Source organism: Chlorobium sp., from assembly GCF_036528655.1.
Taxonomy (GTDB): domain Bacteria; phylum Bacteroidota; class Chlorobiia; order Chlorobiales; family Chlorobiaceae; genus Chlorobium.
On record NZ_JAIGND010000019.1, the window covers coordinates 1 to 12,697 of the forward strand.

Genomic DNA, 12,697 nt, shown 5'->3' on the forward strand with positions numbered 1-12,697 from the left:
GAGGTTCTTCCAGGGAGCTTTTAAGCCCAAAATGTGTCAAAGAACGGTGTTTTTTAGGATCGACTACGAGCTTTTCGGCTGACCCAAGTACAGAGATATATCAAAACTCAATAAATCGAGGTTCCCTGAAGTCGATGGCTATGCGTTCCATCGCAAAGGAACCCGGCAGGCGAAACGTGATGCGCTTAAGGATGCAGTGCTGGCCAAATGCGGGCTGCCGATACTTCGCCTGTCGACGGTCGGGAGCGACGAGCGGAACTGGATCAGGAAAAAGCTGGAGGAGGTTGCAGCATAACAGCGGCCAAGAGAAGTCTTTCAACTGAAAGAGTTGCCCACGGATTGGCACGGATTGGCACGGATTTATGGAAGAGGGGTTACAGAGTGTTTGTGTTGAGCTCTTGAGCTATCGAGCTGTCAGGCTAACAAGCCAAAAGAGGGAAGAGCGCGGTTCCCGCTGATTGAAAACGGATATTCACGGATGGAAGACGACGGAAGTCGGGAGTAGAAGAGAAGAAGAAGAGTTGCCCACGGATTGGCACGGATTGGGGATTGGATTTTCACGAATGGATACGGGCTTCAGGGGATACTGCCGTGCGATCCGGAATCTCCGGCAGGCGCTGCTTGTATAAAGTAAAACAGGCATGCTCGGGCACGCCTGTTTTACAAACCGATTTTTCTGACAGAAGTACCGCAGGCTATTCTGATACAAGCCATTCAATAGCGAGCAGTTTCGTTACTCCCATTCAATGGTGGCCGGCGGTTTCGAGGAGATGTCGTAGGCAACGCGGTTGATGCCGCGCACTTCGTTGATGATGCGGTTCGAGACGCGCGAGAGGAAGTCGTGCGGGAGATGCGCCCAGTCTGCGGTCATGCCGTCAGAGGACTCGACGGCCCGGAGTGCGAGCACGTTTTCGTAGGTGCGCTTGTCGCCCATCACCCCTACCGACTGTACGGGCAGCAGCACGGAGAACGCCTGCCACACATGCTGGTAATGGCCGCTCGATTTCAGTTCTTCGAGGTAGATCTCGTCGGCATCGCGCAACACGTCGAGCCGTTCCTTCGATATCGAACCGAGCACCCTGACGGCAAGCCCCGGGCCGGGGAATGGGTGGCGCATGAGAATATCCTCGGCAATGCCGAGTTCGCGACCGACGGCGCGGACCTCGTCCTTGAACAGCTCGCGGAGCGGTTCGATAAGCTTCAGCTTCATGCGTTTGGGAAGTCCCCCGACGTTGTGGTGCGACTTGATGGTTTCGGACGGGCCTTTCACGCTGACACTTTCTATCACGTCGGGGTAGAGGGTGCCCTGAACCAGGAACTTCTCCTCGTGCAGGTTTTCCTCGAACACCTGGATGAAGGTTCTGCCGATGATCTTGCGTTTCTTTTCGGGCGAAGCGACGTTCTTGAGGCGCTTGAGGAAGAGTTCGGAGGCGTCGGCGAGCGTGATCCTGAGCCCGAGCGGCTTGAGGAAGCTCATCACCTTTTCGGCTTCGTTTTTCCTTAACAGGCCGTTATCCACAAAGACGCAGTGCAGGTTTTTGCCTATAGCCTGGCTTACCAGCACGGCAGCAACCGTGGAGTCCACGCCGCCGCTGATGCCGCAGATGACGGTTTTGTCGCCGGCCGTTTTGCGGATTTCATCGATCTGGTGCCGGATGAAATGTTTCGGCGACCAGTCGGGCGTTATTCCGGCGATGTCGATAAGAAAGTTCGAGAGCAGCTGCTTGCCATAGAGACTGTGCTGCACCTCGGGGTGGAATTGCAACCCGTAGACCTTGAGCGCGGCCTTGCTTCCATAGCTTTCGAGCGCGCACATCTCGGAATTCGCCGTGCTTGCCGTTACCCTGAACCCGTCGGGCATGCGCACCACCTTGTCGCCATGGCTCATCCAGACATCCGAGTCCGGGATGTTCCGGAAGAGCATGCTCTCATGTTCTTCGTCGTGGCTGACGAGCATCCTGGCGCGACCGAACTCCTGTTTCGATGCCGATGCAACCTCGCCGCCGAAATGCTTGGCAATGGCCTGCAGGCCGTAGCAGATGCCGAGAATCGGCAGTCCGAGGGCGAAAATGCCGTCATGCGGAAGAACGGCGGAATCACCGTAGACGCTGGTCGGGCCGCCTGAAAGGATGATGGCTTTCGGGGCGTGCTCCCTGATGGTATCGGGAGTTGTATTGTAGGGCAGAATTTCCGAATAAATGCCCAGCTCCCTGATTCGACGGGCGATCAGCTGGGTGTATTGCGATCCGAAATCCAGAACTAAGACTGATTGCATTCGAGTGTGTTGATTGATTGATTCCTCAGAAAAGGCCCTCACCGGCTGGTTCATCGGCAGGCAGGGGTTGCAGTTCCGTCGCATCTCCTCCTTCCGCCGGCGATGCGGAGCCGGTGTCTTCTGAAGACTCTGCTGGTTGTGATTTATAATAATTGAACCCTTTCGGCGTGTAATACTCGATATAGACATCCGAGCCCATAAGATCGGACGGAGTATTGGTGTTGCCGGAAATGGGGACGGCAATGACGTTCTCGGGAATATGGAAATAGCGGTTATCGAGCTTCAGTGAAGGGTCGCTGTAAGCCTTTTTCATGAACATCGCCCATATCGGCAGCGCGGCTCTCGCTCCCTGTCCGTATTGCATCGAGGTGAATTTAACGCGTTCATCGTCAAATCCGGTCCAGACGACAGCGGCAAGCTGGGGAGTAAACCCCGCGAACCAGGCATCACGCATGCTCTGGGTGGTTCCGGTTTTGCCTGCAGCCTCGTAATCGAACCCGTAACGGGCCCGGAGAGCGATACCTGTGCCTTTGTTGACTACATCCTTGAGCATTGACACCATCACGAAATTCGAGGTGGAGTCGATGGCGAATCTGGTATTAGGGCGATATTCGGAAATTACCCGGTTATGTTTGTCGTGTACTTTCAGGATTGAGACCGGTTCGTTCCATATGCCGTTGTTTGCAAAGGTTGCAAACGCACCGGCAAGTTCGAGCGGCGTAACTTCCGCTGTACCGAGAACAATGGAGAGGTTCGAAGGCATGGGCGACGAAATGCCCATTCTTCTTGCATAGCTGATGATTTCCGGGATCTTTAGATTTTCGTAGGCAAGTCGCACCGTAACCTGGTTCAATGACCTGCTCAGTGCCGAGCGGAGGGTTGTCAGGCCGCCTGAGGATCCGTCGGAGTTTCTCGGCGACCATATGCCGCTGCCGCTTTTAATGGCTACGGGCTGGTTCAGCACTCTGAAATTTGCGGGAATCCCCTTGTCGATAGCCGCGGCGTAGACAAACGGCTTGAATGTGGAACCGGGCTGACGTTTCGCCTGCCAGACATGGTCGAACTGATAGCGGTAATCGTCAGGCGAGAAGTTGTTTCCCCCCACCCAGGCCTTGACATGTCCGTTTGACGGGTCGATTACGACAAAAGCGAGCTGTATTCGCGTTTTTTCCCGGAGGAGGTTTCCGAGCCAGACCTTGTCAGCCCGAAGTCTGGTGAGTGCCGATTGTTCGGAAACGCCTTCTTCTCGCAGTTCCTTGAATCGGGCGCTCTCTTTGATGATTGTGGTTTTCAGCGTTTCAGGCCATCTCCACGAACGGTCGAACGAAGCCTGAAGCGAAGCGAGGTGCTCCCTGACGGCCTGTTCTGCATATTTCTGCATACGGCTGTCAAGCGTCGTCTGAATGGTTAGCCCGTCGCGGTAAACGTTGATGTCTCCAAGCATTGACGCCGGTTTGATGGTCTGCCGGATGTATTCCGTGAAATAAGGAGCCAGGCCGTGATGGTTGACCGGCGTAAAGTTCAGCTGCAGCCTTGCTTTCTTTGCCGCTGTTGCCTGTGCCGGGGTGATGAACTTCTCTTTTTCCATCAGCGAAAGCACCAGATTTCTTCTGGCTACCGAACTTGACGGATTTTTCACGGGATTGTATCCGGTCGGGTTTTTCAGCGTGGCGATGAGCGTGGCGCTTTCCGGCAGCGTCAGCCTGCTTGCCGGTTTGCCGAAATAGGTTCTCGCTGCCGCTTCGATGCCGTATGCTCCCGAACCGAAATAGACGGTGTTGAGATAGAGAGCGAGTATTTCGTCTTTGGTGTAGGTTTTTTCAAGCTCGATAGCCGTGATGAACTCCTTGGCTTTTCGGCTGATGGTGCGTTCCTGGGTAAGGTAGAGGTTTTTGGCAAGCTGCTGGGTGATGGTGCTTGCGCCATGCCAGCGTTTTCTTCCTTTTATGATGTTTTCGCCCATCGCGAGCGCGAGCCTTCTGAGATCAACGCCCCAGTGGCTGTAAAACGAAACGTCCTCGGTTGCTATAAGCGCGTGCTGAACCGATTTCGGTATCGATTTCAGCGGAATGAAGGTGCGGTTTTTCAGAAAGAACTTGTGCAGCAGCACGCCGTCTTCGGAATAGACCAGCGAGGCGAGTTCAGGGTTTGGATTTTCGAGTTCCTCGATGCTTGGCAGTCCCTTGAACGGGTTCAGGGCATAAGCGGGCGCAGTTGTGAGCGTAACGAGCAGAAACGCGGCGAAAGCGAAAAAAAGGGTTTTCGATAAGAGTGTTTTCACAGTGACGTTCGGTCTTTGAGTTTTCACGTAATAAGCAACGGGTACCATTGTATTCATCAGGGGATCATATACTCTTCTGCAGGACGGCTTTCCCCGGCACTCTTTTTATAAAAATGTCCGGCAAATTCAAAATGCTTTTTCAGTACCGCAGCGAACGCCGCTGTGTCTTCGAGCATGGGAAGATGTCCAAGGCTCATGAACCGCGCAAGCGAGGTCGGGGCGGCTGACAGGGCCTTTCTTTTTTTGAATAGCGTTATGGTGCCTTCAGGCGGAATGGTATGGTCTTCCATGCCGACGCAGCAGAGCACAGGCGATGCTATCCCGATCACATGCGACGTATAGGTGCGCAGCGCTTCGGGGTCGATTGAGAACCTGCCGACAGCGTTTGTGGCTTCCTTGTCGGACTGCGTGAAGTCTTCGATGATTATGTCACTGTATTCCCTGCCTATCTCTTTGGCTGCCGCCCTTTTGATAAAAAGGGTCCGGAGAGGCTCTACCTGAAAAATGTTCCGCATGTTCATCGAAACGTCGATCAGGCCGCCAAGAAATAAAAGCCCGAGAGACGTCAATGCGGTTTCCTCGAAGATCCCGCACGCTGTAATGGTTGCAGACAGGAGAGCGTCGGGATAGTCAGTACAGAGTTCCGTTGCAACCATGCCGCCCATCGAGTGGCCGACGATATGCAGGTTTCTTGACTTTTCCAACCCGAGGTGCTCAATAAGATCGCCGGCTTCCCTGGCAAACCCTTCGATGGTATAGGATGGTTTTCTCCCCTTAATCAGCGTTCTGCCTGTCCCGCTCTGGTCATAGGTTATGCATCGGTAATCAGGTGTCAGCAAGCCGACCAGAGGCTTCCAGTATCTTGAAGATATTGCCCATCCATTCACGAAAAGAATTGCCGGTTTTTCTTCAAGTGCGGTATCATGCTCCGCACTGTCTTCATAAAAAAGCCTGCAGCGCGAAGATGCCAGATAGCTCATTGCAAATAAAGACGGTTACGTGTATAAAATACCAATATATGATAATTATGACTTTTCTTATTCATCAGCGAAGCCGTCCTGATACTGTCGCGGAGGCTTAATTACAGTGCTTATTTTGTGTATAAGACGTCCAATCGCTACATTACTGGTGCCTTTCTGTATTTTTTCCCCTGAAAACATCCTCATTGTATGGATAACTCATTCACCGGATTTCTTTTCGGCATTGCCGATTTCATAATTCATATCGATAAACACCTTCAGGTTCTCGCATCAGAATACGGTTTGTGGTTATACGGCATCCTCTTCCTGATTGTTTTCTGCGAGACAGGTCTCGTCGTCACCCCTTTTCTTCCCGGCGATTCCCTGCTTTTTGCTGCCGGATCGCTTGCTTCAATACCCGGATCGCAGCTCGATCCCCATCTGCTCTTCGTTGTTTTCTTCGTCGCCGCTGTATTGGGCGATACCGTGAACTACAGTATCGGTCACGCGCTTGGTCCGAAGGTATTCGATTTCAAAAAGTCGCGGCTCTTCAATCCCGGTCATCTCGAAAAAACCCGTGAGTTTTTTGAAAAATATGGAGGCAAGACCATCATTATCGCCCGTTTTATTCCAATAATCAGAACTTTTGCGCCGTTTGTAGCAGGTGTCGGGGCGATGTCCTATCCGAAATTCATTCTCTTCAATATTCTTGGCGCGCTCCTCTGGGTGGGGCTGTTCAGCTACAGCGGCTACTATTTCGGACAGCTGCCCTTCGTGCAGCAGAACTTCAAACTGCTGATTATCGCCATTATCGTCTTATCGCTTCTGCCCCCGGTGGTCGAATACCTCAAGCATCGTTACGCCCGCAGCGACAGGTAGGCGGACGCTCGCGATGCCCGTTGCCGCTGGTAGTTCGATACGCTCTGTCGCCGCGATGTTGATAACTTGTTGATGTTGTGTGGAATACGGAAACAGATGAGCCGAGGGAAAACCGGATAAAGTGTCTGAATCGGTCTTTACTCTATATATTATAAATGGTTATAAGGTTTTTACGTTATTGCGGAGCCATGGGTTGTTGAACGGCTTTTCCGGCGATATCCGCATGGCGACTGTGGATAATCATTTCTGCCGTTCATCGCGGCATGAAGGATTGCAAAGCAAAAACAGCAAAAAGAATTATATTTATCCGCGGATTTTTTTATTTTTGCTTCCCTCAGACACGATTATCGGCGTATAGCGCAGCCTGGTAGCGCACTTCCTTGGGGTGGAAGGGGTCGTGGGTTCAAATCCCGCTACGCCGACTCTTTTATGCTTTGCCTTCTTTACTCTTCTTTTCTACGCAGCCTACTTTCCATCCGTAACCGTTGCAGTGCTCTTCTTCTTTCGGCAACCGTGAACGTCCAGCATGATTTTACGGTTGGTTTTCAGAAAATGCAGTCACCCGGTCACCTTAATGGAATCCGGCTCAGATCATGGAACTTTCCGGACTCAATACCGTCATTATCGGTTCAGGCATTGGCGGCCTGGCGGCAGGCGCTCTTCTGGCTTCGCGCGGAGCACTGGTTACCGTGCTTGAAGCCCAGGGATACCCGGGCGGCTGCGCCGCCACATTCTCCAGGCAGGGATACCGTTTCGATGCCGGTGCTACAGTCGGGTGCGGTTTTCATCCTGGAGGCCCTATGGATGTGCTTGGCAGGGAGCTCGACATCGCCTGGCCGGTACGTCAGGAGCCGGTAGCCTGGCGCTACTGCCATAGCTCGCTCAGTCTTGATCTTGACCGTCAGGGATCGGGCGTGCTGGCACGCTTTCCTGAGAGTAGAGCCTTCTGGCAGGAGCAATCCGTGCTTTCGGGGCTTCTCTGGAAGCTGGCGGCTGGCGGCCTTCCATGGCCTCCCGCATCGATAGCGGATCTTGCGGCATTGCTTCGCAAAGGGTTTTCCGGTTTTCCCGGTACGTCGCGATTGCTGCATTTCGCTGCGAAAACCGCCTATGACTGGCTCGTTGAGCACAGGCTTGATAACAATACCGAATTCGTGAGCTTCATCGATGCCCAGCTGCTCATTTCCGCCCAGGCAACATCGCGAGAGACCAATGCGGTCAACGCCGCCATAGCCCTTGACCTTCCGTTTTCCGGAGCATGGTATATCGAAGGAGGTATCGGACGCATTTCGGAACAACTTGCTCTCAGCATAGAGCGACATGGGGGCACGGTCCTTTACAGGGAAAAGGTCGAACGCATGCATACGATCCGAAGACAGGTATTCGGCGTTGAAACTTCAGGCGGTCTGTCGCTTGCTGCCGACCTGTTTCTCGCAAACCTCACGCCAGCCTCGCTTGCCCTGCTTGCCGGCATTTCGTCGGATTCGCCCCTGCTTCGTCAGAAAGGGCCGGCACACCGCTGGGGAACCGTTACGCTCTATCTCGGTCTCGATGCCGCAACTGCAGCCGGGGCAGGAAATCGCCATCTCCAGATAATCGGGCAATCGGGCGATCCTGGAGAAGGCAACAGCATTTTCGCCTCCTTTTCGATGCCGGGTGAAGAATGGCGCGCTCCTGGCGGGTGCGTGGCAGTCACGGTTTCTACCCATACTCGTCCGGAGCCATGGTTTGCAGCCATCGGAAAAAGCCGTGAGGAGTACCTGAGACTGAAATCGATCTATGTCGAAAAGATGCTCGACCTGCTTGCGTCGCACATTCCAGGCCTTCGTGACGGCATACGTTTTCTTGAAGCGGGTACTCCGATTACATGGGAGCGGTACACGGGGAGGCATGGCGGTTATGTCGGGGGATACCCGCAAACTTCGCTTTTCGACGTCAGGGATCCGGCAACAGGTTTCGACAATATGCTGCTGGTCGGCGATTCCGTTTTTCCGGGACAGTCTCTTCCGGGCGTCGTGACCGGTGCGAGGCGTGTCGTTGAACTGGCAGGCAGGGGATAGTGGGTAGTAGGTAATGGGTTGTGGGTGGTTTTATTTTGTCCTTGTCTGTCGGTGTGCGTCAGTGTCAGTCCTTATCGTGCATTGAGGTTGATTGCGGAGCAAATAGCTTGTTGTTGGCTATATTTTTTCTATGGAGACGCTTGAAAAACTTCAGATACTTTCAGGTGCGGCCCGTTATGATGCGTCGTGCGCGTCGAGCGGCAGCCGCCGCGAAAACTCTTCGTGCGGTATCGGCAATACGTCGCAGGGGGGGATCTGTCACTCCTGGTCGGATGACGGCCGGTGCATTTCTCTCCTGAAAATTCTGCTTTCGAACGATTGCGTCTACGATTGCGCGTATTGCGTCAACCGATCCTCGAATTCTGTTCCGAGAGCTTCGTTCACTGCGCGCGAAGTTGTTGATCTCACTATGGAGTTCTACAGGCGGAACTATATCGAAGGACTTTTTCTCAGTTCCGCAGTCATGCAGAGCCCTGACCAGACCATGGAGAGTATGGTCTCCGTAGCAGAAACGCTTCGTCTCGAAGAGCGGTTCGGAGGGTACATCCACCTGAAGATCATTCCCGGCAGCAGCAGCGAACTGGTGCGCAGGGCAGGCCTTCATGCCGACCGAATCAGCGTGAATATCGAACTGCCTTCCCAGGAGTCTCTCAGGAGGCTCGCGCCACAGAAAGGGAAGCAGGCCATAATCGAACCCATGTCGCTTATCGGCAAAGAGATTCGGCACAGCCTCGTCGAGCGCAGGAAGAGTCGCCGCGCTCCGCGTTTCGCGCCTGCCGGGCAGAGTACGCAGATGATAATTGGCGCAAGCCCCGAGAGCGATTTCCAGATTCTCAGACTTTCCGAGGGACTTTATCGGAAGATGAATCTGAAGCGGGTTTACTATTCGGCATTCGTTCCGGTCAATGAGGACAGCCGCCTTCCGGTGCTTGCCTCGCCTCCGCTGCTTCGCGAACATCGTCTCTATCAGGCCGACTGGCTGCTGCGCTTTTACGGGTTTTCCGTCAGTGAAATCCTTTCGGACGACGCTCCGAATCTCGACGAGTCGTTCGATCCCAAAACCGCCTGGGCGCTTCGTCATCCAGAATTTTTTCCTGTCGAGATCAACCGGGCCGACTACGTTACACTGCTTCGCGTGCCGGGTATAGGGGTAACGTCGGCCCGCCGCATTGTTGCCGCCCGCCGTTTTTCCATTATTACGCCCGAAGGGTTGAAAAAGATCGGCGTTGTCATGAAGCGCGCCAGATATTTCATTACCTGCTCCGGCAGACCTTTCGAATCTCCTGGCCGGCAGTCCTCAAGGATTCGCAGCCAGCTGCTGCTTGCTGACGGCGGGATTTCAGCCGTTACGGAACAGCCAGGGCAACTCGTGCTGCCCGGCCTTTTGTCCTGATGCCATGAATCGATATCTTTACGACGGAACACATGAAGGCCTGCTTACCGCATCGGCCGTCATCATCGCTGAAGAGGCTGATCCTGAAGTTGTTATGCTTGCCGCACGTGAGCATACCCTGTTCGAAGAGGGGGTCTTTATCGGTACCGATACGGTCGCAGCCGAAACTTTTTTCCATCGGCTCCGGCGGGTTGCCCCCGATGCCGCTGCCGCCCTGTATTATTTCATGCTTTCGGAAAAGGACGGCAACGAGACCAGTCTGCTGCGCTACCTCGCTCTCGCGTTCCGTTACGGTGACCGTGTAAACGGTAACCTGACGCATCCTGCAGTACGTGATGTCGTGACGATATCTCGAAAAGTATCGCGGGAACTGCACCGGTTCAAGGGCATTCTGCGCTTCGAGAAGCTTTGCGATGGCGCATATCTTGCCCGCATGGAGCCCGATCACAATATCCTTCAGCCGCTGGCTCAGCACTTCACCAAAAGGCTCAGAGCCGAGGACTGGTTCATTTATGACGTTCGCCGCCGAACCGCTGCACGCTGGCATCGGGGAACTCTGCAGCTTGGTGCGATCGAGCAGTTTACTGCTCCGGCGCTTTCCGAAGAGGAAAAGAAGATTCAGGCGCTCTGGCAGGGGTTCTTTCGTTCCATTGCCATACCTGACCGCAAAAACCCGCGAATGCAGAGAACCGGCATGCCCATGAAGTACTGGAAATACCTGACCGAGCAGCCCGGGGGGGCGTAAACCGGGGGCGTGGGAGCTATAGTGGTTTTCTGTATAATAAGTATGGTTAAATTGATTTTTCGCGTGGAATGCATGTTCTCTTTTTGAAAAATTATACATTCCACATACTGTCTTCGACCGGAATATTCGGAAAGAGAGAAGCCGCTGCGAAGCGGTTTTTTCTGGTTTAGTGGGTCAGACAGGAATGCTGCAAGTTCATTTCTTTTTTCTTCATGAAGAACATTCTTTTTTTGTCTGTCAATTTTCCTCCGATGCTTACGGAGGGCTCTGCAAGGGCCTTCAGGCTTTTTACCAAGTTTCAGGAACTGGGATGGGCGCCTGTTGTCGTTGCGCCGGCAGAGGTGGCGTGGGATGAGTCGGATGCATGCAGCGTCGGGTCGGAGCTTTCCGGATATTCCGGGATATATCGTACCGGAGAAGTTATTGCCGCTTCGACCTTCGGGCCTGAACGCGCTGCGCAACTGGTGCAGGGTGATACGGCGTTGCCCTTGAATGCCTCGCCGCTCAGGATGATATCGGGCATGCTTCCTGGAACGAACCTCGTGTCGGGCTGGGAGAAGCAGGCGGCATCCATTGTCGCGGATATTATTGCCCGGTATGATACCGTCGATGCAATCTATGCCCAGGGACCTCCTGCAGCGCCGTTGCATCTTGCGCTCGATATTTCCGCAAAGCACGGAATTCCTGTCATTTTTGATCTTGTGGCTCCCGTCGACGGCTTTTCTTTGCCCGGCAGCAGCCGCCAGTACCTGGCAAAAATCGAGGAACGGGTGGTGACTTCCGGTCACACGATCATGACTCCGACCAGAGCATTGAAGGAGTACTTCCTTAAAAAGTATTTCGGGAAGGTTACCCATGACGACATTTCGATTGTATCTGACTTCTGTCTGATGCCTGCTGCAATAGCGTCCATGGCATCGCAGAAGCGCGACGGCGGCACGCTTCTGCTCGTTTTTGCCGATCATCGGGTTCAGGGCAAGGATTTAAAGCGGTTCATGCAGGCGCTTGGCGCTTTTACGAAACAGCCAGCAGTCAGCAAGGGGGCGGTGTCGGTACGGTTGATCAGCAGCTCCCTGGAAGAATCGCATAAATACATCCGGAAGTATCTGCAGGATGCTCCTGTTTCGTGCAGCCATCGACTGCAGGATAAGGAAGAACTGGATGCCGTTGCGCAATGCGATATTTTCTGTCTAATCGGAGGTGCGGACGAATCCTCGCGACTCATTCTGCCTGAACGGCTGCTCGATGCTCTCTGTATGAACAGGAAGCTTCTGGTGGTCGGTCCGGACAGTCCTGCCTCGCAGCTCGCTCTTGAAGCCGGCGGCTTTGCTGCTTCCCTGAATGATGTGCCGGCTGTAATTAAGGCGCTGCAAGCTGCGGCAGACGATTCTGAGAGAGCTGAACAAGCGGGCGGATCACGCCCGCCTGTAAGGTATACTGCGGATGCAAGCGATGGGGATCTTGCAAAATTGCTTGCCTATCTGCTCCCTGTCTGAGTCCATTTCTTCCGAATTGCTCTTTATCGTGTATCCGGAGGCTTGTTTTTATTGTCAGGATGGAGAAAAAATGCTATTCCCTATTTTGTTTTTTGCTTCCATTGAATTACATTGGTTGTCCTTATGGATTTTTATGATTTACATCGTGTAACATCAGACGTTTAAAAGAAAAAGAATTTTCAGTATGCCGACGATCCAGCAGCTTATCAGGAGCGGAAGAAGTGTAAAGGCGTCAAAAACAGCGTCTCCGGCGCTGGAAAAATGCCCGCAGAAAAGAGGTGTTTGTACGCGCGTATATACGACAACACCGAAAAAGCCTAACTCGGCATTGCGGAAGGTTGCTCGTGTAAGGCTTTCCAATAAAATTGAGGTTACGGCCTACATTCCCGGCGAGGGTCACAATCTTCAGGAGCATTCCATCGTTCTGATCCGGGGCGGAAGGGTGAAGGATCTTCCCGGTGTGCGCTATCACATAGTGAGGGGTTCGCTGGATACGTCAGGCGTCGCCGATCGCAAACAGAGCCGTTCGAAGTATGGCGCCAAACAGCCCAAGGCTGGCGCGGCCGCTCCGGCAAAGGGTAAAAGATAAACTGAATTTATAATCCTGAA

General features: G+C 53.5%; 10 protein-coding genes and 1 tRNA gene. 8 read left to right on the plus strand and 3 right to left on the minus strand.

What is annotated here, in order from left to right; translation table 11 throughout:
* Positions 1-97 precede the first annotated feature (97 nt).
* On the plus strand, positions 98-295 hold the full coding sequence (locus K4305_RS05430; RefSeq protein ID WP_331561459.1) for a DUF2726 domain-containing protein: 198 nt from the start codon (positions 98-100) through the stop codon (positions 293-295).
* A 438-nt stretch (positions 296-733) separates the two neighbouring features.
* On the opposite strand, the gene guaA is transcribed toward K4305_RS05430, so the two are convergent.
* The 3 genes from guaA to K4305_RS05445 are packed head-to-tail and all read right to left on the minus strand — an operon-like array spanning position 734 to position 5,536.
* A complete protein-coding gene (gene guaA / locus K4305_RS05435) occupies positions 734-2,275 on the minus strand; it encodes a glutamine-hydrolyzing GMP synthase (RefSeq protein ID WP_331561386.1) in 1,542 nt (513 codons plus the stop codon).
* A 25-nt stretch (positions 2,276-2,300) separates the two neighbouring features.
* The gene (locus K4305_RS05440) at positions 2,301-4,604 is read right to left on the minus strand and encodes a penicillin-binding protein 1A (RefSeq protein ID WP_442880431.1); all 2,304 of its coding nucleotides are present in this window, start codon (positions 4,602-4,604) and stop codon (positions 2,301-2,303) included.
* Between the two features lie 8 nt (positions 4,605-4,612).
* Positions 4,613-5,536: an alpha/beta fold hydrolase gene (locus K4305_RS05445; protein ID WP_331561388.1), complete on the minus strand. Its 924-nt coding sequence runs from the start codon at positions 5,534-5,536 to the stop codon at positions 4,613-4,615.
* 189 nt (positions 5,537-5,725) lie between these two features.
* Here K4305_RS05445 and K4305_RS05450 point away from each other — a divergent pair, with 189 nt between their 5' ends.
* The 7 genes from K4305_RS05450 (at position 5,726) to rpsL (ending at position 12,677) form a co-directional block, all read left to right on the plus strand.
* The gene (locus K4305_RS05450) at positions 5,726-6,394 is read left to right on the plus strand and encodes a DedA family protein (protein WP_331561389.1); all 669 of its coding nucleotides are present in this window, start codon (positions 5,726-5,728) and stop codon (positions 6,392-6,394) included.
* 348 nt (positions 6,395-6,742) lie between these two features.
* Positions 6,743-6,816 (plus strand) — tRNA-Pro (locus K4305_RS05455).
* 171 nt (positions 6,817-6,987) lie between these two features.
* Positions 6,988-8,454 (plus strand): phytoene desaturase family protein, encoded by a 1,467-nt coding sequence (locus tag K4305_RS05460; protein ID WP_331561390.1) that lies wholly within the window; start codon positions 6,988-6,990, stop codon positions 8,452-8,454.
* A 130-nt stretch (positions 8,455-8,584) separates the two neighbouring features.
* Positions 8,585-9,847 carry a putative DNA modification/repair radical SAM protein gene (locus K4305_RS05465; protein ID WP_331561391.1) on the plus strand — a complete coding sequence of 421 codons (1,263 nt, stop codon included), beginning with the start codon at positions 8,585-8,587 and terminating at the stop codon, positions 9,845-9,847.
* Positions 9,848-9,851: 4 nt separating this feature from the next.
* Positions 9,852-10,592 carry a TIGR03915 family putative DNA repair protein gene (locus K4305_RS05470; protein ID WP_331561392.1) on the plus strand — a complete coding sequence of 247 codons (741 nt, stop codon included), beginning with the start codon at positions 9,852-9,854 and terminating at the stop codon, positions 10,590-10,592.
* A 230-nt stretch (positions 10,593-10,822) separates the two neighbouring features.
* On the plus strand, positions 10,823-12,088 hold the full coding sequence (locus K4305_RS05475) for a hypothetical protein (protein ID WP_331561393.1): 1,266 nt from the start codon (positions 10,823-10,825) through the stop codon (positions 12,086-12,088).
* Between the two features lie 184 nt (positions 12,089-12,272).
* Positions 12,273-12,677 carry a 30S ribosomal protein S12 gene (gene rpsL, locus K4305_RS05480; protein WP_292004099.1) on the plus strand — a complete coding sequence of 135 codons (405 nt, stop codon included), beginning with the start codon at positions 12,273-12,275 and terminating at the stop codon, positions 12,675-12,677.
* The last annotated feature ends 20 nt before the right edge of the window (positions 12,678-12,697 follow it).